21 protein-coding genes and 1 tRNA gene are annotated in these 20,545 nt (G+C 68.8%); 10 read left to right on the top strand and 12 right to left on the bottom strand.

What is annotated here, in order from left to right:
- Together KFLA_RS28745 and KFLA_RS28740 are read left to right on the top strand one after the other, a co-directional pair.
- Nucleotides 1–420, top strand: a complete 420-nt coding sequence (locus KFLA_RS28745) for a YchJ family protein (RefSeq protein ID WP_012923349.1) — start codon at nucleotides 1–3, stop codon at nucleotides 418–420.
- A gap of 85 nt (nucleotides 421–505) precedes the next feature.
- Nucleotides 506–841 carry a YciI family protein gene (locus KFLA_RS28740; RefSeq protein ID WP_012923348.1) on the top strand — a complete coding sequence of 112 codons (336 nt, stop codon included), beginning with the start codon at nucleotides 506–508 and terminating at the stop codon, nucleotides 839–841.
- A 482-nt stretch (nucleotides 842–1,323) separates the two neighbouring features.
- Here KFLA_RS28740 and KFLA_RS38505 read toward each other — a convergent pair whose 3' ends face one another.
- A complete protein-coding gene (locus tag KFLA_RS38505) occupies nucleotides 1,324–2,130 on the bottom strand; it encodes a sensor histidine kinase (RefSeq protein WP_202797039.1) in 807 nt (268 codons plus the stop codon).
- Between the two features lie 449 nt (nucleotides 2,131–2,579).
- Complete coding sequence (locus tag KFLA_RS28730; protein ID WP_012923346.1) at nucleotides 2,580–3,266, bottom strand: response regulator transcription factor; 687 nt, start codon at nucleotides 3,264–3,266, stop codon at nucleotides 2,580–2,582.
- Nucleotides 3,267–3,367: 101 nt separating this feature from the next.
- Here KFLA_RS28730 and KFLA_RS28725 point away from each other — a divergent pair, with 101 nt between their 5' ends.
- Together KFLA_RS28725 and KFLA_RS38005 are read left to right on the top strand one after the other, a co-directional pair.
- Complete coding sequence (locus KFLA_RS28725; RefSeq protein WP_012923345.1) at nucleotides 3,368–3,892, top strand: hypothetical protein; 525 nt, start codon at nucleotides 3,368–3,370, stop codon at nucleotides 3,890–3,892.
- Between the two features lie 868 nt (nucleotides 3,893–4,760).
- Nucleotides 4,761–5,177 carry a ricin-type beta-trefoil lectin domain protein gene (locus KFLA_RS38005; RefSeq protein WP_012923344.1) on the top strand — a complete coding sequence of 139 codons (417 nt, stop codon included), beginning with the start codon at nucleotides 4,761–4,763 and terminating at the stop codon, nucleotides 5,175–5,177.
- Here the strand turns inward: KFLA_RS38005 and KFLA_RS39740 are convergent.
- Nucleotides 5,089–5,493, bottom strand: a complete 405-nt coding sequence (locus KFLA_RS39740) for a DUF4238 domain-containing protein (protein ID WP_012923343.1) — start codon at nucleotides 5,491–5,493, stop codon at nucleotides 5,089–5,091. The two genes, KFLA_RS38005 and KFLA_RS39740, sit on opposite strands and share 89 nt — an antisense overlap.
- Before the next feature lie 263 nt (nucleotides 5,494–5,756).
- Here KFLA_RS39740 and KFLA_RS28715 point away from each other — a divergent pair.
- Nucleotides 5,757–5,829 (top strand) — tRNA-Arg (locus KFLA_RS28715).
- 26 nt (nucleotides 5,830–5,855) lie between these two features.
- Here the strand turns inward: KFLA_RS28715 and KFLA_RS28710 are convergent.
- The 6 genes from KFLA_RS28710 to KFLA_RS28685 all read right to left on the bottom strand — a co-directional run bounded on the left by KFLA_RS28710 (nucleotide 5,856) and on the right by KFLA_RS28685 (nucleotide 12,020).
- Nucleotides 5,856–6,653, bottom strand: coding sequence for a tyrosine-type recombinase/integrase (locus KFLA_RS28710; protein WP_237706889.1), 798 nt, complete (start codon nucleotides 6,651–6,653; stop codon nucleotides 5,856–5,858).
- A 653-nt stretch (nucleotides 6,654–7,306) separates the two neighbouring features.
- Nucleotides 7,307–8,605 (bottom strand): S1 family peptidase, encoded by a 1,299-nt coding sequence (locus KFLA_RS28705; RefSeq protein ID WP_237706624.1) that lies wholly within the window; start codon nucleotides 8,603–8,605, stop codon nucleotides 7,307–7,309.
- Between the two features lie 93 nt (nucleotides 8,606–8,698).
- Nucleotides 8,699–9,301: an META domain-containing protein gene (locus tag KFLA_RS28700; RefSeq protein WP_012923341.1), complete on the bottom strand. Its 603-nt coding sequence runs from the start codon at nucleotides 9,299–9,301 to the stop codon at nucleotides 8,699–8,701.
- Nucleotides 9,298–9,792, bottom strand: coding sequence for a SigE family RNA polymerase sigma factor (locus KFLA_RS28695; RefSeq protein ID WP_012923340.1), 495 nt, complete (start codon nucleotides 9,790–9,792; stop codon nucleotides 9,298–9,300). The genes KFLA_RS28700 and KFLA_RS28695 overlap by 4 nt, the downstream gene beginning before the upstream one ends.
- 92 nt (nucleotides 9,793–9,884) lie before the next feature.
- Nucleotides 9,885–11,249, bottom strand: a complete 1,365-nt coding sequence (locus KFLA_RS28690; RefSeq protein WP_012923339.1) for an alpha/beta hydrolase — start codon at nucleotides 11,247–11,249, stop codon at nucleotides 9,885–9,887.
- Nucleotides 11,250–11,408: 159 nt separating this feature from the next.
- The gene (locus KFLA_RS28685) at nucleotides 11,409–12,020 is read right to left on the bottom strand and encodes a hypothetical protein (protein WP_237706623.1); all 612 of its coding nucleotides are present in this window, start codon (nucleotides 12,018–12,020) and stop codon (nucleotides 11,409–11,411) included.
- 199 nt (nucleotides 12,021–12,219) lie between these two features.
- Between KFLA_RS28685 and KFLA_RS28680 the strand changes: the two genes are divergently transcribed.
- The 3 genes from KFLA_RS28680 (at nucleotide 12,220) to KFLA_RS28675 (ending at nucleotide 13,801) form a co-directional block, all read left to right on the top strand.
- Nucleotides 12,220–12,909, top strand: coding sequence for a hypothetical protein (locus tag KFLA_RS28680; RefSeq protein ID WP_012923337.1), 690 nt, complete (start codon nucleotides 12,220–12,222; stop codon nucleotides 12,907–12,909).
- A 27-nt stretch (nucleotides 12,910–12,936) separates the two neighbouring features.
- On the top strand, nucleotides 12,937–13,077 hold the full coding sequence (locus KFLA_RS38500; RefSeq protein WP_012923336.1) for a hypothetical protein: 141 nt from the start codon (nucleotides 12,937–12,939) through the stop codon (nucleotides 13,075–13,077).
- 244 nt (nucleotides 13,078–13,321) lie between these two features.
- Entirely contained in the window at nucleotides 13,322–13,801 is a 480-nt protein-coding gene (locus KFLA_RS28675) for a GNAT family N-acetyltransferase (protein WP_012923335.1), read from the top strand.
- Between the two features lie 119 nt (nucleotides 13,802–13,920).
- On the opposite strand, the gene mscL is transcribed toward KFLA_RS28675, so the two are convergent.
- From mscL to KFLA_RS39555, 3 genes are all read right to left on the bottom strand, one after another.
- Complete coding sequence (gene mscL / locus KFLA_RS28670) at nucleotides 13,921–14,328, bottom strand: large conductance mechanosensitive channel protein MscL (protein WP_012923334.1); 408 nt, start codon at nucleotides 14,326–14,328, stop codon at nucleotides 13,921–13,923.
- 146 nt (nucleotides 14,329–14,474) lie between these two features.
- Entirely contained in the window at nucleotides 14,475–15,086 is a 612-nt protein-coding gene (locus tag KFLA_RS28665; RefSeq protein WP_012923333.1) for a CpaB family protein, read from the bottom strand.
- 78 nt (nucleotides 15,087–15,164) lie between these two features.
- Entirely contained in the window at nucleotides 15,165–15,521 is a 357-nt protein-coding gene (locus KFLA_RS39555) for an FmdB family zinc ribbon protein (RefSeq protein WP_012923332.1), read from the bottom strand.
- 179 nt (nucleotides 15,522–15,700) lie between these two features.
- Between KFLA_RS39555 and KFLA_RS28645 the strand changes: the two genes are divergently transcribed.
- Together KFLA_RS28645 and KFLA_RS28640 are read left to right on the top strand one after the other, a co-directional pair.
- Nucleotides 15,701–17,965: a hypothetical protein gene (locus KFLA_RS28645; RefSeq protein WP_012923331.1), complete on the top strand. Its 2,265-nt coding sequence runs from the start codon at nucleotides 15,701–15,703 to the stop codon at nucleotides 17,963–17,965.
- 51 nt (nucleotides 17,966–18,016) lie between these two features.
- On the top strand, nucleotides 18,017–20,542 hold the full coding sequence (locus KFLA_RS28640; RefSeq protein ID WP_049797643.1) for a penicillin acylase family protein: 2,526 nt from the start codon (nucleotides 18,017–18,019) through the stop codon (nucleotides 20,540–20,542).
- The last annotated feature ends 3 nt before the right edge of the window (nucleotides 20,543–20,545 follow it).

Below are 20,545 nucleotides of genomic sequence, written 5' to 3'. Positions count from 1 at the left end.
ATGGCCAAACGTCGTACCCGCGAACCAGTTGCCACGCTGTCACCCGCGTCTCCATGCCCCTGCGGCCTGAACGCCGCCTACGCAGACTGCTGCGGCGCTTTCCACGCAGGCCGTAAGACCGCCGCCACCGCAGAGCAGCTGATGCGCTCCCGCTACAGCGCCTTCGTGGCTCACGACGCCACCTACCTGCTGCAAACCTGGTCCACCACGACGCGCCCCACCACCCTGCGCCTCGACAACACCCAGTGGACCGGCCTGGAGATCGTCAACACCACCAACGGCACGGCGTTCCACACCGAAGGCACCGTCGAGTTTCGAGCCCACTACCTTCACGACGGACACCCCGCCAGCCAGCACGAGAACAGCCACTTCACCCGCGAGGCAGGCCTCTGGGTCTACGTGGCCCCACTCCCGCAGTAGTCGCCCCTTCCCTCTGTCGATCTGACGCGCCACCGTTCGTACAGATGGTGAGACCCACCCGCGCACCACACCACAGGGAGCCGACATGAACCACTACCTCTTGGCCGTTCAAATGGTCGAAGGCGAGTCCGCGGACCACGACGGCGCGGAGGTCGACGCCGTCAACGCCGAAATGAAAGCCTCCGGCGCCTGGCTCTTCGCCGCCGGCCTCCGGCCTCGGCACACCGCGTCGGTCGTCCGCTCCCGCGAGAACGAAATCCTCATCACCGACGGCCCCTTCGCCGAAAGCAAGGAGTACCTCGCCGGCTTCTGGGTGATCCAGGCCCCCGACCTCGCCACCGCCCACACCTGGGCCAGCAAAGCCACCCAAGCCTGCCGCCGCCCCATCGAGGTGACCCCCTTGGACACCGACACCCCCTGACCGGCCGTCAGGAACTCCGCCGCAACCCCAAGCACGCGAGCAACCCGAAGAACGAGTCCTCGCCGGACGCACCGCCGGCGCCCGGTACCCGCGCCGAACCACAACTCTGCGCGAGTAGAACATTTTTCCCTTGGGCTCCCGGGGTACTTGTCGAGTGTGGCCTGGGAGGTTGCGTCGGGAGACAGTGTCCGCGACGTGATCGTGGTCAGCTGGCGAGCTTGGTGACGAATCTCAGGAGTGCGGGTCGAACGATCCTGTCGGTGGTCTGGATTTGACAGAGGGCTCCACCAAGCAGGCTTCGGTGTCCTCGGTTGAAGACAGATGGTTCGGGCGGCGCGTATGGCTGCCGAGGCCTGTCAGCTGGCGGGCGGGCATTGAACACGATCAGCGCCCGCCGTTCCACCGAGCCGGTCACCCGAACCCCAGGCGACCAGCGGCCGGACTCCGGACTTGCCGCTCTCCGAGAGTTCGCGCCGGTTCGGTCACGCCGGACTGGAGTTCCTTTGCGCGGTCTCGCGGTTCAGCCGCTCGATCGTCAAGACGACTTTTGCACCGCCAAGTTCTGAGCTTCCGATGGTGAGCGAACCGCGTACTGCCTCGACCGTACGGCGTGCGATGTCCAGTCCGAGCCCGGTGGTTCCTGGCGTCCCTGCGGTCGGACCGATACCTGTGCCGGCGTCTTCCACCCAGGCGACGCCGTTGTCCTCGACGACGAGTCGAACGGCAGCGCTGTCGGGCGTGTGGCGGAATGCGTTGTCCAGAAGGACGTCGAAGGTCGCGGCCAGGTCCTCGGCGCCGATCCGCACCAAGACCGCCTTGGAGGGGATGTTGCCGGTGAGCGGTCGACCGGTGTCTTCAGCGAGGGCCGCCCAGAAGTGCAGCCGTTCACGCGCGATCGCCGCCAGGTCGGCCATCGCCACCGCGCCGGTCCGGCCCGGGCGACGTGCGGTACGGATGATCTCGTCAACCTGGGCTGACAGATCTTGCAGGCTCGCCAGCACACGTTCGGACTCGACCGGGTCGCGCAGACCGCCGATGTCGAGTCGGAGCGCCGTCAGGGGCGTGCGCAGCCGGTGGGCGAGGTCCGCGGCCTCTGCTCGTGCCGAGTTCAAGAGCTCGTCGATGCGATCGGCGAGCCGGTTCAGCTCGGAGCCGACGTTGTGGATCTCCGGTGGGCCGCCTGGGTTCACTCGGGCCGTGAGCTCGCCCCTGCTGAGCCGGTCGGCCGTCTCGGCGAGGGCGGTGACCGACCTGACCAGTCGGCGGCCGAGTCGATCGGCGATCACCATGCCCAACGCGAAGAGCGCGAGCCCGAGCAGGGCGAGCAGAGCCCAGGTCTTGGCGACCCCGTCGTACAAGGTGGAGGCAGGGACGAAGACGCGGACAACGCTTGTGCCGTCGGCACCGGACTGAACCCCGATCAGCACCTCCCGGCCGCCGGCGGTCTCGGCGATGAACGACTGGCCCTGCTGTGCCAGTCGCACCGACGGACTCGTAGCAGCCCTCGCGCCGATGACGCGGCCGTCCGCGAGGAAGACCGTGGTCGTTCCATCCGCCGGGAGAGAGCCCTCGGCAACGTCCGGGAGCAGTTGAGCGATCGAGTGGCCTTCCATCGACGCCTGCCCGGTTGCCCTCTCGGCAGCCTCCGACCGCAGGAGCACGGCGATCGGTACCAGGAAGGCGATCAGCACGAGTGATGTGGTGGCCGCCACGAGCATGGCAAGTCGCCTGCGCATCTTCAGGTCCCCGGCGGCGCTGTGAGCCGAACGCCTACTCCACGCACGGTATGTAGGTACCGGGGCTGCTGTGCGGTCTCACCGAGCTTGCGGCGCAACCACGACAGGTGGACGTCGACGGTCTTCTCAGCTCCTCCGTACGCCAGTTGCCAGACCTCGACCAGCAACTGCCGCCGGGTTACCACCTCGCCCGCACGCTCGGCCAGATAGCGCAACAGTTCGAACTCGCGCGGTGCCAACTCCAGCTCATCGCCGTCCAACCGAGCGCTGCGTGCCGCCGGATCGATCATCAGAGCGCCGACGGTGAGCACCCCGGGTCGATGGTCGACGCCACTACGGCGCAGTACGGCGCGGATTCGGGCGTCGAGCTGCCCTGGCCCGAAGGGTTTCACCAGATAGTCGTCGGCGCCGCCGTCCAGCATGTCCACCATCTGCTGTTCATCATCCCGCGCCGTCACCACGATCACCGGGACCTGGCTCACAACGCGCAGCATCCGAAGCAACTCCCCGCCCTCGATGTCAGGCAATCCGAGGTCGAGCAGAACAAGATCAGGACTACCGTGGGTGAGCTCCGACAAACCGCTCAGCCCTTCGCCTGCAGAGCTTGTTGCATAGCCCCGCTCGGTCAGGGCACGCAACAGGGCGTTGCGGACCTTCAGGTCGTCTTCAACGACCAGGACATGGGGCATAGCAGCACCGTAACCGTGGGCAGGCTCGCCAGCTTTGATCAGGAGCTGGCCTTTCGATCCGCTTAGCGTGGCCTTAACCGCTGCCAGGCGAAGATTCTGACATGAGACGAACAATTGCATTGACCACCCTGTGGGTTGCCACCGCTGCCGTCGCCGCTGGCGGCGCGACAATCAGCCTGGCCAGCACGGGCAGCTCCGGCACCGAAGTGCTGTCCCGCTCGGCGGTAGACGCCCGCCTGGCAGCCGCCCAGTCCAAGGTTGGCACTTCGGCCGGCTCAGGTCCCGTCAAGGGCCGCACCCCGAACGCTCCAGTCAACCGGCGTCTCGATCTTCCTGAGGCTACCGTCACCTGGAAGTGCGTCGGCGAACAAACCTTTCTGACTGTCGTTACGAAACCGGGTTACCGGGCGGAAACCAAGCCATACGTCACGCGGGCGGACGTCGTGAAGGGCGGAAAGCGCCACAAGTTGACCACCCGCGGGTACGCGGTCAGGTTCACACCGTCAACGTTGCCGGCCACCCGGCGGCTGTTCTTCTGCCGAGACGGCGTCGACTCGGACGCGATCAGCGTCGACGGCCGCGCTCAGCAAGTCGACAAGATGCTGTCGAAGCACCCGCGCCGCTGAGCGTCCGGCGTTGAGGGCTGCGTCGAAGCAGTCGTTGAGCAATCATCCCGGGGTGGTCTGCACCCGCCGGGGTCCCCGGAGTCGTTTGACGTGACGGGTCCGGCGGGTGTGGCCGCGTCCCCGAGTCCCTATGAACAGGATGCACGCAATTCGGCCCGGATGCGTAAGTCACCCACAGGCCCACACCTCTGCGGAGACCCTTCGGTGGCCACCGGGCCGTTGAGGGCCTCAGGAAGCCGTGCGCGGAGCGCATCTTGGCGACGCTCCGCTTGCGGCCGCAGGTAGGCGAAGTCCGTCACCCGCACACCACGCAGGTGCTGCCGTCGAATGTGGTGTAAGTCCCGGCCCATCAGCTCCGGACCACATGACGATCCCACCCGGCGCCGACAGTTTTCCAGAGCCGGTGCTCTCTGCAGGGCAGTCTTGGCCGCTTGGTCCCAGCCGCCTAGCCGCTCACCCGGGCGGACGTTTGCGATGTTCTCAGAAGAGGCGTGAGTTCTGCTCGGCGGGCCCAGTCAATGAATGAGCCGATTTGGGAGACGGCCTCGATGCTGGGGTCATCCGCGAGGAGAAAGTGATTTGAAAGTGCTTCTTGGTCTCCTGGAAATCCGCGGCCCCGAATCCAGACAGCTAGGAGCGACCCTTGAAGACTTTCGGACGACTTGCCACCAGCGGAGTAGCGTTACTGTCCGTCGGGTCGGTGCTCACCGCTTCCGCGGGGACCGCCCCAGCGACAGCCCGGCCGGCAGCGACAACTGCCGCCGCAACACCCAGCAAGCACTTCGACCCGTCGGGCGACAAGCCAGCTGGCACGGCACCTTCGACTCGGGGTGGCGCCGGTGGGGGTACCGACCGGCAATCGCCGCCGGTGGCCAGCGACAAGGCGACACTGAGCCGCCCGGGCCCGTATCGCATTCAGAGCAACGCGACGGTTCGATACTGCTTGGACAGCAATGGCAGCTACCACAACGGCGTCTACCTCGGCACCTGCGTAGACGGAGACGCCGGTCAGAAATGGGTCATTTGGAACGGCGGGTTCATTCAGCGGTACAGCAACGCCAACCAGTGCATCGCGGGATATACCGGCACCAATATCCCAACGCAGACCTGCGATCCAGAGAACCCCTACCAGTACTGGCAGCACTGGGGCACGACCACCGGCGGGTTCGTCAAGAACCTCGGCTCTGGCCTGTGCCTCATCTCCTCGTCCCCGCCGAGCATGTACTCGTGCGCGGGTCAGGATCACAGTCCCGGCTGGCTGTGGCAGGTACGACTGCGCGGCTGAACTCGAGGCGAACGTTGGTTCGACTCCCGGCCCAGGCCACCATAGTCGTCGCGCAGATAACCCCCTGCAGGTCCTCCCGGAACCTGTTACCGCGGACGGTCTGCAGGGCGATGTGGTTGACCAGGTGGTACCAATCCTCGTTGGTGATGTCGGCGAGCCCGGTCTGCACCAGCTTATGGACTCCAGTCGCGGCCGCGTGTTCGAACTGGCTGAGGTGCTGTTCGATGACCTCTGGTTCGAAATGTGGGCTGTCGTCGAGCACGAACGCTTGCGGGTCCATCCGGTAGAACCCGACCTCTGCGCAGGCCTTCCCCACCGCCGTGGGGTAGGCCGGCTGACGTCGTCGCGGTCAACGAGCAGGACCGTACCGCTCGGGTTCGCAAAAGTTGCGCACAGAGAACTGCGGCACGGTGTGATGACGGGGCGCCACCCGGCGATTGTTCCAGATTCGGCGGACGAGGTCTCCTCGTTTGTACGGCCAGGCGGCATCGCGCGGCTAGGTCGACGCGCGAACGGCAAGTGCCTGGGAGGCGAGTCCTACTCGGGCGCTCGCCATCAGATACGCTAGCCCCCGCGTGCGCCCCCGTAGCTCAGGGGATAGAGCAGTGGTTTCCTAAACCATGTGCCGCAGGTTCGATTCCTGCCGGGGGCACCCAGTAACGCCGCCGAGGCTGAGTGTCAACCCGCCGCGTTAACTACGACAGGCGGCTTGAACTGTCTGATCACTTTGGCCCTCCGGTACTGCTCCGCCTCGATTAACCCGAGGGCCTTCAACTCTGCGGTCGCGCGGCTGACGGTTCCTACCGAGACGCTGTGCTTTACGGCCAGCTCGCGTGCAAGCGGAAGGTCGGAGCCGACCGGGTACTTGCCTGCCTCGATGTCGGCTCGCAGTGCCGCCGTCAGGATTTCCCAGGCATGACGGGGCCTCCTGGCTGCGAAGTCAAGACGAGGGATCGAGTTGGCGAGCACGTCCGCCGCCGCGTTGTCCGTCCTCTCCAGCCAGGCCGTGTAGAACTTCAGCGTGGTCAAAGCCTGAGTGTGTCCCAGCCAACCATGGACTGCGCGGAGATCGACGCCGGCGCCCAGCAGTTCGGTGGCCGAGTAGTGCCGGATCGAGTGGAGTCTCGTACTGCGTAGGCCGTTCCTCTTCGCGAGACGACGGTATCGCTGAGTCGAAGGGTTGGGCTTCAGAGCGGCGCAGAAGTCCGGCTCGCTGGGAAACAGGCAGGCGTCACACGCGAGCACGACGCCGAGGCGCTCGCATTGGTGTTTGCAGTACTCGTGGCACATGGTCAGCAGTTCGACTGTGTACGCATCGAGGCGGAGACGTTTCTGCAGCTCGGCCTTGGTCGTGATCTCCTCGACCCGGTCGGCGTACTGATCGCCGGCGGGGCCGACCACGATCTTTCCGCGACTCAGATCGACGTCTGTCCAGCGGAGGACGCACATCTCGCCTCGTCGAGAGGCGCTGAGCATCGTCAACCACAAGAACATGCCCCCAGCAGGTCGCGCCACGCCTCGTTGATGACCGGCGCGAGTTCTTTGGGCTCGGTGGGTCAGGTATGCCCTGCTCGAATTCCGGGGGCTCGGCGAGTGCCGGCTGGTTGACATCGAGGTATTCCCACCTGACGGCGCGGCGAAAGCGGAAGTAGGATGAAGTGGATCGCGCGAATCGAGCTGTTCGCGAGCGGTTCGCACTTGTGCTCTTTGCCCTTGTGGTCCGCTCGTAGCTGGGCGTCGTGGTTCCAGGTCTGTAGTAGGGCGTAGTAGTTCTGCCTTCAAGTTTGGCGGCCTGGAACATGCCGCCAAACCGAGGTTCGATGCAGTCGCGTATCAGCTGGTCGCGGCGTACCTTCGTGCGTCGCTTGAGCTTGGGGTCAGCGACAGCGCGATGCTTCTCGAGCACCTCCATCGCTGTGAGGTTGCTCTTGTCAACCTTCTGCTTGTCGACCTGGTAGAGCCGCTCGGTCTGGGCTACCTCAGCCTCGGCGTACGTGTCGAGGGTTTCCTCGAGGTAGAGGCGCTTGCTGGTGAAGGGGCCCTGAGCTACGGGGGCGCACGTTGGCCCGGTGATGGGGCCTGGGACAGCCTAGCGGAACGGCGGGTGGGCGCTGTACGGCGTACGGGGGTCAGCCGGTGAGGGCGGTGACGCCCAGGTGGCCGGAGATGCTGGCGTAGCGTTCGGCGTAGAGGGTGGTGCAGCGGGAGTTGGCGCAGCCGGAGCCGGCGAAGGCCATGCCTCGGATGGTGGCGGTGGTGCCGGACGGGCGGGTGTAGACGGGGCCGCCGGAGTCGCCGCCGATGATGGCGGTTTGGCCGTTGCGGGTGGCTCGGATGACGTAGGTGGTGCATCCGTCGGGATCGCAGTACTTGGCGCTGAGGGAGCGGATGGTGATGCCGCACAGCGACGTGCTGAAGGAGCCGGACTGGCAGACGGACGTGCCGACCGACGGGTCGCTGCCGCCCTTGACGGTGCGGGTGTCGGCGGAGTCGCCGGGGCCGTCGGTCCAGATCTTCGGGCCGTAGGAGCTGCCGGTGAGCAGGGCCTGGTCGTAGTCGGGGTAGTTCGTGCGGACCGAGGTGGTGCCGTAGTAGTGCGAGCCGGAGCGCCAGGTGGTGCCCGGGCCGCCGCAGTGGCCGGCGGTGACGGAGGCGCGGGCCTTGGTGGAGCGGCGGACGACGGAGAAGCCGGCGGTGCAGTTCTTCTGCGCCGAGGTGATCCGGGCGCCGCCCCAGTGGCCGCCGTTCGGGGTGTCGTTGAAGCGGGAGAGGCGGGCGACGCCGGTGGGAACGGCGGAGACGCCTGCGAGCTTGCCGAGAGCGGCTGCGCCGGCGGCCGGCGTGGTCGCCTTGTCGTACTCGACGACGATGTTCTCGCTGGCCGGGTCGAGGTCGGCGGTGAAGGTGGTCTTGGCGGCGTCGGGGGACCAGGCGCGGGCGCCGACGGCCTTCCAGGCGGCGGCGATCGAGCGGGCCGAGCGGCAGCTGCGCTCGACGGTCAGCATCGGCATGCCGGCGGCAGGGACGTGCTGCCGCACCGCGGCCTGGTAGCGCTTCTCGTTGACCACGGAGTCGTCCAGCACGACCTTGTACCCGGTGTCCTGCGTGCCGAGTACGCCGATGATGCCCGCGCTGAGCCCGTACGGCAGGCCGGAGGTCGGGCGGCCGGTCGCGTCCAGCGTCTCGATCGAACGCATCGCGGCCGCGACGCCTTCGCCGAGGGCCTGGCCGAGCGGCCGGGGATCGCTCGCGCTGGTCGGCTGGGACAGTCGCTCGGAGTGTTCGGCACTGGTGACGGGGTCGCTGTGGTTGCAGACCGCGACCGACGAGGCGGCGAGGGGCACGGGCGCCGATGCCGACGGCACGGCGACTGCAACGAGTGACAACGAGCCAAGAGCGAGCAGCGGGACGGTAGCTGAGAGTCGCACCAAGCTCCCCAATCAGTGGACGGGCTTACGTAGATCCTTCAAGGAAGGACTCCGTATAGTCAATAGCTGACTACCGTCCGCAAGCAAATCCCGCTACCGTGCGCGAGCGTAGACCGCAACTTCGCGTCCGTCGCCCTGGTAGAACCGGAGCGTCGTCTGGTCGGCCGTGACCCGCTTCGCCGTCTGCAGCACCGTGGTGTGCGGCACGTTCGCGCACTCGATCAGGCGCTGGCCGTTCGCCTTGCCGGTGAACTCGCCGCGCTGCCCGATCGTGAAGGTGCCACTGATCCCGTTGCAGCCGTCGGACCCGATCCAGGTGCCGTCCGGGTTGAACGTGAGCAGCGGATTGTCCGGACGGGCGGTCTTCAGCGTGGTGAAGCCGTCCATCTTCAACGGCCGCCAGCGACCCGCCAACGCCGGCGGGGAGTCCGTCGGCGCAGAGCTGGTGACAGCAGGCGCGGGCGTGGTCGCCGCGGGCTGCGGAGACTTCGAGTCGCCCAAGCCGCCAAGGGCAAAGCCGGCCGCGGCGATCACGGCTACGGCGGCCGCGGCGGTACCGACAGCGACGACCGTACGCCGCTGCGCCTGCCGGGCGCCGCTGGTCGCCCTCGACACCAGGTCGGGGGCCGGCGGAACGGAAGCGGCGGCGCGGTCGAACGTCGCGCGCAGATCTTCCTCGAGCTCAGTCTTGCTCACGGCAACCTCTCGTCAACACGGTGGGACTGCCTCGCCTTCCGCAGCGAGGCGAGCGCGCGGCTCGCGACACTGCGGACCGAGGACGGTTTGATGCCGAGCAGGTCGGCGATCGTCCGGTCGTCCAGGTCCTGGTAATAGCGCAGTACCAGGACGACCCGCTCGCGGGCCGACAACGTGGCGAGCGCGCGCCACAGGTCGTCTGAGTTCACGATGTCGGTGGCGGGATCGGGCACCGTGCGGTCGGGGTCGAGGTCGGCCGCCGGAGCCTCGGTGAAGGACCGGCGGCGCGTCATCGACAGGTAGGAGTTGACCAGGATTCGCCGGACGTAGGTGTGCGGATCGTCCGCCCGCTGCACCTTGCGCCAGGAGCGGAACGCCTGCATCAGCGCGATCTGGGCCAGGTCCTCGGCGCGTTGGTAGTCGCCGGAGATGGTGAACCCGAGCCGCACCAGTTCCTGCCCGCGCGCGGACGCGTACTCCTCGAACTCCACTCGCAACTCCCCAGCTGGGCGTACAACACCTCACGTCTATTAGACGCATCGAGCGACGCAGGGTGCTGCAGAGATTCACACACAGTTGCGTCTCAGCCCAGCAGGAAGCCGCTGACCTGCGTCTTTCCGGTTCGGTCGGACTGGCTGCGCTGTACGCCGTGTCCGCTGCTCGGTACGACGACCAGGTGTGCCTGACGGGCGTGGTCCCGCTCCCACTCGGCCCAGGAGGTCGGGCAGAAGAGGTCGTTGCCGCCGTGCAGGATCAGCGTCCTCGGCAGCAGCTCCCGCGCTGGCGGGTACGTCGAAACCCGCGTGGCGGGCCACCGCAGGCACCCTTCGACGACGAGCTGGCTCCGCGCGGTCCGTACGTCGTACGGGTGCAGCTCGGTCCGGTCGAGGCGGCTGATCGCGGCGTCGACGGCAGCGGCCCGTTGGCCCGGTGGCGTGCCGGGTTTCCACGGGAAGCGCAGGTCGGAGCAGAGCGTGGCCAGGTGGAGTCCGGCGGACAGTTCGTCGTACGGCAGGCCTCGGCTGGTGGCGCGTTGGAAGAGTTCCTTCAGGGCGGCGGTGTCGCCCTGACGCGCGTCGTGCAGCACCTTCGGCAGGCCTTCGAGGGACGGGTTGACCGAGTTGAGGCTGAGGATCGACAAGGACTCGATCAGGCTCGTGCCGTTCACCGGGGAGCCGTCGAGCTCGCCGTGCCGGACCAGCCAAGCCAGGTCGGCCACCGGGTCCGTCGTACAGGCTGGGTCGCGTCGGCAGGCCGCGGCGAGGACCGTGCGGGTGTGGGCCATCAGGTCTGCGCCGAAGGGATCGAAGCCGATGTGCGGGACGACGGAGTCGAGCACCAGCGACCGCACCCGGTTCGGGTACTTCAACCCGTACTGCGCTGCGGTGAAGCTGCCGTACGACGTGCCGTTGAGCGTGAGCTGATCGCGCGCGAGGGAGCGGCGCAGGAGTTCGATGTCCTCGACAGTGTCGGGCGTGCCGTAGAAGTTGATGCTGGAGCCGAGCGTGCGCGCACATGCCTCGACTGCGTCGGCCGGCGGGGTCAGGAAGTCGGAGCCGCCGACAGCGGCCTGCAGTTCGGGGCAGTCGATGCCTCGCGAGCCCGTGCCGCGCTGGTCGAACATGACAAGCTGGTACTCCTCCAGCACCGCCGGATCGAGGTAGTCGCGGATCCGGGGCAGCAACGGCACACCGGGTTGGCCCGGGCCGCCGGTCAGCATCAGGAGTACGCCGCGGGGAGCGTCGGTGTTGTTCGCGGCGGCCACTGCGAGCTCGAGCTGCCGGCCGGTGGGCTTCGAGTGGTCCAGCGGCACGCTGAGCGTCGTGCAGGTGAAGCCGGAGATGCCGGCGCACTGCCGGTCCTGGGGGACGACGGACTCCTTCGGCGGGTCCGAGCAGGCGGCGGCTGAGCAGCTGAGCACTAGCGCGGCTACTAGGGCGTGCCGCATGTGGCCTCCCGGAACGGCTCCTGCCGATCAGGGTGCAGCCAACAACTGGCTGGGGCAAGGCTCAGCCGCCCGCCTTGCGGGCCGACCTCGAAGGGACCCGCAAGGCGAGCGGGGATGACCCCGTCCCGGACGGCTTCGGGGGGCGCGTCCGGTGCAGGGTCAGCGCAGGCCGAGCGACTTCTCCAGCTCGGGGGTGACCGCACGAGGCGCGGCGAGCTCGCCGGGCTTGCCCTGCCCCTCGAACGAGGTCGCCACCAGTCGGTGGCACCCGTACGCCTCGGCTGTGTAGGACAGGACGCCGCGGTCGTTGTCGGTGAACCGCAGCACGTAGGTCGGGCCGAGCTCCTTGGTGCAGAAGTCCGGCTTCTTCGGCTCTGGCTTCGCGGCGTTGACCAGGGCGAACAGGTCGGTCGCCTGCTGGCCGGTCCGCTGGGTGGTGACTGTGGCGTAGTCCTGGCCGGTCGCCAGCGCGTCGTACTGGCAGATCGTCACGCTGACCGGCTGGAACGCCGACTTCGGCGTTCCCTTGCCCCAGACCGCCTTCTCCACGGACTGACGGATCGCGCTGATCGTCTCCGGACAGTTGGTGCTCGGAGTTCCGCTGGGGGTGGGCGGGGTGGTGGTCGGCAGGGTGGGTGGGGTGGTGCTGGGCGTCTGGGTGGGCTGGGCGGCGGGGGCGGCGCCGTTCTCGTTGCCGCAGGCGGCGGCCGTACCGAGAACTGCTACCACCAGCGACGCTCCGATCAGGCCCCGTGTCCTTGATGCACTCACGACTCGGTCCTTCCGGGTTGGCAAGGAGGTCCATGATGCTGGACCGAGGCCTCGCAGACCGTGGCGGAAGTGTCACGACGCCGCGTCTATCTGGTCACAGGCCGGATCGCGTGGCAAAAGCAGCAGACCTGTGACAACTGCGCTCTGTTCGGCCGGTCGGGATGCGATGATGCCGGGTGCAGCCGGAGGAAGGACGGACGTGGGCAAGAGAAAGGACTCCGCCGAACTCGCTCGCCGCGAGCAGGAGGAGTGGCAGCTGGGGCAGGACTGGGCGCGCTGGCTGATGGCCGGCAACGCGCCGCAGCCGTTGCCCCTGTACGGCATCGTGCTGGAGCAGGGTGAGACGGCGTACCTGCAGACGGCCGTGCACTACGCGCGCCTGTACGGCGGCAGCGGCCGGTACACCTCGAGCGGCGGGTTCTTCCTCGGCAGCACCGGCTTCGTGCTCGGCATGATGGCGGCGAACGCGGCCGTCAACGCGGGCCGGAAGGCCGCGGCGAAGCGCGACATGCAGCTGATGTGGCGCGATCTGCAGGAGGTGCAGCTGATCGCGACGAACTACCGGCTGATGACGCATCTGCCGCAGCGCGGGTGGCTGAGCTTCTACTACAACTCGGTGCAGGAGTTCTACCCGGCGCCGGCCCACTGGACGATCACCTTCGGCTTCCAGAACGCCGAACCGCTGCAGCTGGGTGGACTGGCGACGCCGACGCTGTCGGTGCTGACCGCGTGGTCGGTGCTCGGCACGGACCGCTGGCTGACCGAGCCGGGCATTGCGCCGCTGCTGCACGCCGCAACCAGCTCACAGGTCGCGCCGGGCGCGGTGCAGGGCCAGATCGAGGGCGGTGGCGGGCAGCAGAACCTGCCGCGCATTCCGGGCCAGGACTGACGTCGCCCCTCCCGTAACCTGGACGGCATGACCAGCCCGTACGAGGACGACGAGCCGCTGTTCCCCGAGCAGACCCGGGACGACGACGCCCGCACCTGGGGCGAGCGCGACAACGGCAGCGACGACGACGACCGCATCCTGCGCGAGGTCCCGCCGCACCACGGCTGACGCGCCGCACCGCGGCTGACGCGCCGCACCGCGGCTGACGCGCCGCACGGCGTCGACGCGCCGCCCTCCGGTCGACGCGCCGCCCCCGGGCGACGCGCCGCACCCGCTGACCCCTCGCCGCACCCCGGCTGACCTTGCCGTTTCACACTCCGAGTGCGCGGAAACCGCCTGTCGTCCGCAAATCGCGCGCTGCGAAGGGCGCAGTGGGTGGATGCTTGGGGTGACGGGCGAGGGAGGGCGGCTGATGGAGCTGCGGGGGTTCGACGGTGACCAGGCGGTGGTCGCGGGCTGGGCGACGTCGGCGCAGGAGGTCGCGCTGCTGTCGGGGCGGAACGAGTTCCCGTTTCCGGTCGAGCTGCGGCAGAACTGGCGGAACGAGGCCGACGACGTCGAGGCCTACCTGTACTACGTGAACGGCGCGGCGGTCGGCTACGCCGAGCTGTGGCTGGACGACGAGGAGGACGAGGTCGAGGTAGCCCGGGTCATCGTTCGGCCGGAGGCGCGCGGCCGGGGGATCGGTACGGCGTTCGTGCGAGCGTTGCTGGGACCGGCGCTGGACGCGGGCTACGCGGACGTGTTCCTGCGGGTGCGGCCGGACAACGTGCCGGCGCTTCGGACCTATCGCCGGGTCGGGTTCGAGCTGGTGCCGGCCGAGCTGGCCGACGAGTGGAACAAGGACCAGCCGCTGCCCTACACCTGGATGCAGTACCCGAAGCCCGGCTGACACCGCCTCGCCACCCCACCCGAACCCCGGTCGGACGGCTCGCCCCCCGGGCAGAGACGCCGCCGGCCGCCCTGCCCGGACGCTCGGGCAGGGCCTGCCAAGAGCGCTGGCCCGGACTCCTACTGGCGGGCGCGCAGCGAGTCGCGGATCTCGACCAGCAGTTGCTGGTCCATGGTCAGCGGCTCCGCCTCGGGCACCTCGCCCTTCGCGGCGGCCGCCGCGGCGCGCCGGTCCTGGATCTTCTTCATCGGCACGACCAGCACGAAGTACACGACGAGCGCGGTCAGGAAGAAGACGACGAAGGCGTTGATGATCGCGGCGAAGTCGATCGTCGACTTCTCGTTGCCCTCGACGATCGTCCAGGCGAGGCCCTTCACGTTGGAACCGCCCAGCGAGGCGACCAGCGGGTTGACCAGGCTGTCGACCACGGTCTTCACCACGGTCGCGAAAGCGGTGCCGATCACGACGGCGATCGCCAGGTCCAGCACGTTGCCGCGCATCAGGAATTCCTTGAAGCCCTTGAGCATCTCTTTCTGCCTCCACGAAGAGGGCCCATCGGCCCCACGGCGGTGTGTACCGGGACAAGGTAGGACTCCGCCGGAGGGCAGGCGAGGGAGCGCGCCGGGCGATCGCGGATCGTAGCCGCAGATGTCCGCTCAGTGAAAGGGCCGGGTCAGCTCGTGTCGGGAGTGAGCGCGACGGTCAGTCGGGTGTTCGCCGAGGCCTGGGCCAGCCGGGCGGCGGTACCGGGCGACGCGGCGAGTACGACCAGAGCGCCGGTACTGCGGGTCGGCGCGGGCAGGGCCAGGATCGGAACCGCCTCGGCCAGTCTCGTCGCGGATGCGTCGGCGGTGGCCGAGGCGGCGTACAGGTCGATGCGGTCGCCGGGGCGGAGCAGGGCTGCGATGTCGGCGTCGTCCAAGCGGAGGGGATAGGCGAGCAGGCCGGGTGGGACCGCCGTCGGTGTCAGGAACCGGGCGTCGGTCAACGGCTCGCCGGACCGGACGGCGGTGGCCAGGACCCGGTGGGACAGGTCTGTGCCTGGTGGCAGGACGCCCGCAGGGACGGTCGAGGTCGGTAGCCGCAGCGTCCGGATGTCGCCCGCGGCGGGGGTGAGGCCGCCGGGCAGGTCCCGGGCGGCGGCCAGGACCGGTGTGGAGGCGGCCGGTGGCGGCGAGACCGCGACCAGCGCGAAGTAGACGGCGGCGGCCGCGAAGAGGCCGGCGAGGAGCCGGCGGTGCCAACGGGCGGCGCGGACCAGGTCGTGCAGGAAGGAGTTCGTCATGCCAGGGAAAGTACGAGTTTCCGCGGCCGAGCAGCTTCCGTTGTCCACAGGCCGGGGACAGCGCCCCCGGGAAGGGGATCAGGCAGCGCTGGAGGAGGACCCCGAGCCCGAGGAGCCGGACGAGGACGAGGATGACGACGAGGACGAGGACGACGAGGAAGAGGCCGCGGACGACGACTTGGACGAGTCCGAGGACGACGAGCTCGACGCGGACGTGGACGAGGAGTCGGACTTCGCGCCGACCGTGCTGCTGCCCGACGAGCGGCTGTCGGTGCGGTAGAACCCGGAGCCCTTGAACACGACGCCCACCGCGTTGAACACCTTGCGCAGGGTGCCGTCGCAGTTCGGGCAGACGGTCAGGGCGTCGTCGGTGAAGCTCTGCCGGACCTCGAGCGCTTCGCCGCAGTCGGTGCACTGGTACTGGTACGTCGGCACGTCATTCCCCTTCAGGCCGCTGGCACTCTTGCTACTCGACTGCTAATAATGCGGCAGAGCGGCGAAGTATTCCAACTCGGATCTGCGGACCGAGCGAACCGGCAGGCCCCAGGAAGCATCTTCAGTCTGTGGGACCACTGGGGCGGGAACTGAAAAGTTGTGCGCGGTCGGCGAGCCGGATGGCGCCGGGAGCACTGGTCTGGGCCGGGGCTGCGGGCCTGACCGGAGCCTTCGGGACGCCATGGGGCGACGTACTGCTCTACAGCGTCTACCTGGGACTTGGCATCATGCTGCCAGGCGTCCTGCTGTGGCGGTGGGGCCGTGGAAACCAGGACGGCTTCCCGGCGGACCTGGCCTTCGGCACGGGTCTCGGCTTCGCGCTGTCGATCCTCACCTACATCCCCGGCCGGGCCATTGGGCTCCCGCTGCTGCCGGTAGCCGTGCCGGTGGTGACAGTCGTTGCCTTCGTCGCGGTGCGGAGCCTCCGCGCCCACTGGCGGAGTAGCCGGCCGCCGATGCCGGCGTGGTGGGCCTGGAGTGTCGCGGCCGCTGCGGTGCTGGGCCTCTGGGTGATCATGCGCAGTGGGCTCCAGATCGAGCCCATCGCCTTCCCCGACGCCGCCTTCCAGTACAGCGACCTGCCGTACCAGTTGGCGCTCGCCGCCGAGCTGAAGCACCACATGCCCGGTCAGATCCCCTTCGTCATCGGGGAGTCGCTCAGTTACCACTGGTTCCTGCACGCCGAGCTCGCGGCGGCGAACTGGCTGACCGGGATCGAGCTGGACCTCCTTCTCCGCCGCCTGATCCCGGTCACAGCGGCTCTGGTCCCAGTGCTCGCGGTGGCGGCCTTGGCGACTCGGCTGGCGCGCAAGTCCTGGGCGGGCCCGCTGGCCGCCTGGCTGCTGCTGACCGTGTCCAGCTTCGACGTCTACGGCTGGAACGGCCGCGACCTGATCAGCCAAGCGGCGTACTCGAGCGGCGTGCTGATGTACAGCCTCACGCACGCGTTCGCCGTCGTGCTGGCGTTCCCGGTCGTCTGGCTGATCGTCTGCGTACTCCGCGGCGACACCAGGAGGAGTCACTGGGTGCTCCTGGTCGTCGGCTTGGCAGCACTCGCCGGCGCCAAGGCCTCGTTCGTGCCCTTGCTGGTCGCCGCGGTCGGCCTGGCCGTGGTCGCTCGCTTCGCAGTGACCCGTCGAGTGGATCGCGCCTCGGTAGCACTGGGGCTCACAGTGCTGGCGACGTTCGTCTTCGCCCAGGCCGTGCTGTTCAGCGCAGGCTCATCCGGAGTTGCCTGGGGACCCGGGCAGAGCTTCCACGCGCTGGCCGGGCAGGTCGGCTTCGGTTCCCGCTACCACGGCGAACCGGCGGCCATTGCGGTCCTGGGTACGACGGGCACCACGCTGCTGGTCTCCTGGGCGCTCGGCGGCCTCGGCATGCTGGGCTTCCTCCGGGAGCGCCGCTGGAAGTCACCCGACGCCGTCTTCCTGGTCAGCTTCGTGCTCGTTGGCGTGGTGGCAGGCGCGGTCTTCCGCCATCCCGGCTACAGCCAGCTGTACTTCGTCCGCGCAGCCTTCCCGATCGCCATCGCGGCCTCGGTGTGGGGGCTCACGCTCCTTCTCGGCGGCCTGCGCCTGCGCCAGCTCGTTCCTCGCGTGCTCCTGGCGCTGGCCGCCGGCATGGTGCTGGCCAAGGTGCTCTCCGCGCTGACACCGACCAAGCCGCGCCTCAGCCAAGGCATTCTCGCCGTCAGCGTCCAGGTGCTCTGGCCGTGGGCCACCGTGTTCCTGGTCGCCGCCCTGGTCACGCTCGTCCTGAGGCGCACCGGCGAGCGGGCGGTAGCACTCGGCCTCGGCGTCCTGGTGGTCTTCGGCGTGGCGGCCGTCCACCTCCCGGAGACGGTGGTGACCACGTTCGCCGACCGCGTCTGCGTCGCCGGGCCGGATCGGCCGGAGTGCCGGCAGACCAGGCGGCAGGTCCCGGCCGGGGGAGCGGAGGCGGCCAGGTACATCCGTGACCACTCGGACGTCGGCGACCGGCTCGCCACGAACTCCCACTGCACGCCGGTCTACACCGTGAAGAGGTGTGACGCCCGCAACTTCTGGCTCGCCGGGTACGCCGAGCGCCGGGTCCTGGTGGAGGGCTGGGCGTACACCCCGACCGCCCAGAGCCGCCAGGACAGCTACGCCGCGATCAACGGGCCGTTCTGGGACCAGCCGCTGCTGGAGGCCAACGACAGGGCGTTCAAACGGCCGGCCAAGCGGGACCTGGATCACCTCTGGACGCAGTACGGCGTCCGCTGGCTGGTGTTCGACACCAACCTCGACCGGCCGTCAGCAGCGCTGAAGCGGCTCGCGCAGCACCGCTTCACCTCCGGCGCGGTGGAGGTGTACGCACTGGTCGAGCCCAGCAGTTCGGTCCCGGATCCGGGTACGGAGCGTTAAGGAGTGGTTCCAGCATTTGGGGTGGGCGGCGGCATTCTCTACGGTTGGTCCGTGCGTCGCCTGCTTCGGTTACTCGTCATCAGCGGAATCGCGTTGGCCACCCTGCTGCTCGTCGTGGCAGGGACCGGCATTTTCGTGGTCCGGCACTCCTTCCCGTCCTACGACGGCTCGATCGAGCTGTCCGGGCTCGACGCGGACGTGGAGGTGGTCCGCGACGCCAACGGCATTCCCCAGATCTACGCCGACCGGCCGGCCGACCTGTTCGCCGCCCAGGGCTACGTGGCGGCGCAGGACCGGTTCTTCGAGATGGACTTCCGCCGGCACGTCACCTCCGGCCGGCTGACCGAGCTGTTCGGCCGGGACGCCCTGGAGACCGACAAGGTCGTCCGCACGCTCGGCTGGCGCCGGGTCGCCGAGAAGGAGCTGGGCCTGCTCAGCCCGGCCACCCGTCAGTACCTGGAGGACTACGCCCGCGGCGTCAACGGCTACCTGGACCAGCACTCCGGCTCCGGCCTGAGCCTCGAGTACGCCGTCCTGTCGCTCAAGGGCACCGACTACCGCCCGGCGCCGTGGACGGCGGCCGACTCGCTGGCCTGGCTGAAGGCGATGGCCTGGGACCTCGGCCGCGGCAACATGGACGACGAGATCACCCGGACCAAGCTGGCCGCGACGCTGCCCGCGAAGACCGTCGAGACGCTCTACCCGGCCTACCCGTACGACCGCAACGAGCCGATCCTGGCCGGTGCGCGGGTCGAGGGCGGCAAGTTCACCGCCACGCCGGCCGAGAGCCAGGCGCCCGGCCGGGCGATGCTGACCCCGGATGTGCTGAAGTCGCTGGACAGCGTCGACAAGGTGGTCAAGGCGCTGCCGACGCTGCTCGGCAGCGGTGACGGCATCGGCTCGAACTCCTGGGTCGTCTCCGGCGAGCACACCGACAGCGGCAAGCCGCTGCTGGCGAACGACCCGCACCTGGGTGCCACCATGCCGGGCATCTGGACCCAGGTCGGTCTGCACTGCCGCAAGTTCAGCCCGCAGTGCCCGTTCGACGTGTCCGGCTTCAGCTTCTCCGGGCTGCCGGGCGTGGTGATCGGCCACAACAGCGCGATCTCCTGGGGCTTCACCAACCTGGACCCCGACGTGATGGACCTCTACCTCGAGCGGCTGACCGGCGACGGCGTGCTCTACAACGGCAAGGTCGAGCCGCTGAGCTCCCGGACCGAGTCGTTCAAGATCGCCGGCCAGAAGGAGCCCGAGACGATCACCGTCCGGGAGTCCCGGCACGGCCCGCTCATCTCCGACGTCACCGACGAGGCCCGGGAGGCCGGCGAGCTCGCCGCCAAGGGCAAGAGCTCCGAGGCGTACGCGATCGCGCTGCGCTGGACCGCGCTCACCCCGGGCCGGACTGCGGACGCCATCTTCGCGATGAACAAGGCGCAGAGCTGGACCGCGTTCCGGACCGCCGCGACCCTGTTCGACGTCCCCTCGCAGAACCTGGTGTACGCCGACCGCGAGGGCCACATCGGCTACCAGGCGCCCGGCAAGGTCCCGGTCCGGCGGGCCAGTACCGGCGACTGGCCGGTGCCCGGCTGGGACCCGAAGTACGAGTGGGCCGGCACCATTCCGTTCGCCGCGATGCCGACCGAGTTCGACCCGGCCGACGGCGTGATCGTGACCGCCAACCAGGCCGTCGTGCCGCCGTCGTACCGGTACGACCTGACCAACGACTGGGACTACGGCTACCGGTCCCAGCAGATCCTGGAGCGGATCCGGGCGGCCGGCAAGCTGAACGTGGACGCGATGGCGTCGATCCAGCTGGACACCAAGAACCGCAACGCCGAGCTGCTGGTGCCGTACCTGCTGCGGATCGGCATCGAGGACGAGTTCGAGAAGCAGGGCCAGGACACGCTGAAGGGCTGGGACTTCACCCAGCCGGCCGACTCCGCCCCCGCGGCGTACTTCAACATCGTCTGGCGCAACCTGCTCGCGCTGACCTTCCACGACCAGCTGCCGGAGGCGGCCTGGCCGGACGGCGGCTCGCGCTGGTTCGAGGTGGTGCGCACGCTGGTCGCCCAGCCGAACAGCGTCTGGTGGGACAACCTGCGCACCCCGCAGCGGGAGAGCCGCGACGACATCCTGCGCGAGGCGCTGGTCGACGCCCGGGCGGAGATCACCACCAAGATGGCCCGCGACCCCGCCAACTGGCAGTGGGGCCGGCTGCACAAGCTGACCCTGACCCATCAGACGCTCGGTGACGTCGACGTGGTGGACCGGCTGTTCAACCGCGGTCCGTACGAGCTGGGCGGCGGCTCCTCGGTGGTGAACGCCACCGGCTGGAACGCGGCCAAGGGCTACGCGGTGACCGCGACGCCGTCGATGCGGATGGTGGTCGACCTGTCCGACTTCGACAAGTCCCGCTGGATCAACCTGACCGGTGTCTCCGGCCACGCCTTCAGCGGCAACTACACCGACCAGACGGAGCTCTGGGTCAAGGGCGAGACGTTGCCGTGGGCCTTCACCAAGGGTGCGGTCGAGGCGAGGCGTGAGCACACCCTGACGTTCACCAAGCCTGCGGAGTGATCG

Origin of the sequence: Kribbella flavida DSM 17836, from assembly GCF_000024345.1 — a bacterium.
Classification (GTDB): Bacteria; Actinomycetota; Actinomycetes; order Propionibacteriales; family Kribbellaceae; genus Kribbella; species Kribbella flavida.
This window is presented reverse-complemented; position numbering and strand designations above follow the sequence as displayed.